At 65.6% G+C, this 439-nt stretch carries 1 protein-coding gene; it reads right to left on the reverse strand.

From position 1 onward, the window contains the following. Positions 1-286: 286 nt before the first annotated feature. A partial coding sequence (locus BQ17_RS24035; protein ID WP_141699145.1) for an Hpt domain-containing protein occupies positions 287-439 on the reverse strand: 153 nt, incomplete at its 5' end.

Raw genomic sequence — 439 nt, forward strand, 5'->3', positions numbered from 1 at the left:
GTTGCCGACAGCTGGTCATGGGGTCCGTAAGCCGTCTGAAAGACGGCGGTCCCAGCCGGCCCGGGACCGCCGACATCTTGTCGGTCTCTGGGACCGCCGACATCCTGTCGGCCCCTGGGACCGCCGACATGTTGTCGGCTCTTCTGGTTACCGGCTAGAACCTGAATGCCGAGTTGCCGGTCCAAATGGTCATCAGTCAGGCTGAGTTTTCTCGTTTCCAGGCGCTGCCTGGGAACCAGAGACCGGGAGCGGGGTTTGAGGAGAGGGAGCACAGGTCAGCGCCCTTTCAGGCCGCGAGCAAGGCCTCGAGGGCCAGGACCAGGTCCGTCGTCAGGTCCTCGAGGGCTTCGGTCCGGTCGTCACGACACGCATTCTCCAGGGCCTCGGCGGCCGCCCGGACGGATTCGGCGCATAAGGCGGCGGCGGACCCTTTGAGCTT

It is taken from the genome of Candidatus Thiosymbion oneisti (assembly GCF_900092655.1).
GTDB classification, from domain to species: Bacteria; Pseudomonadota; Gammaproteobacteria; order Chromatiales; family Chromatiaceae; genus Thiosymbion; species Thiosymbion oneisti.